Raw genomic sequence first — 467 nt, 5'->3', positions numbered from 1 at the left:
CGGTTGTTGCTCACGAAGGGGCACCATCAACGTCGGTGATACCGACACCGGCCCCCATGGTGAATGTCGAGACGATGAGCGCGGTCTCTTCTGCCCCGGCGCGTGAAGCATCAACCTTGGGTTGGGGTAATTTGCAGCTGCGAAACCCGTGAGAGGCCATGGGCCATACACGATGAAGACACATGAACGATGCACAGACGTTGCATATTGATACCGTGAACACAGAGAGCTAAACCATGAATTTGCAGAATATCCCGAACCACTTTACTCCGCGGTTGCGTGTGACATGCTCATCTCGCAAGACCGCCCTCCTCAACGCGCTGCTGTGGAGTGGCGTGGCCATGGGGAGTGTCTTGACCTCCTCAGCAGAGGCGGCGATTGCTTTAGACCGCACCCGGGTGGTGTTTGATGGCGATCACCGTTCCGTCAGCTTGAACGTGAGTAATCAAAACAAGCAGTTGCCGTAC

The 467-nt window shown here is 55.9% G+C and carries 1 pseudogene; it reads left to right on the top strand.

Annotation, left to right across the window (positions count from 1 at the left end):
• Positions 1 to 236: 236 nt before the first annotated feature.
• Positions 237 to 467, top strand: a pseudogene (locus tag AAZR93_RS21585) (hypothetical protein); the annotation flags it as partial.

The organism is Providencia sp. Je.9.19, assembly GCF_051129765.1.
In the GTDB taxonomy this organism is placed as follows: Bacteria; Pseudomonadota; Gammaproteobacteria; order Enterobacterales; family Enterobacteriaceae; genus Providencia.
This window is presented reverse-complemented; position numbering and strand designations above follow the sequence as displayed.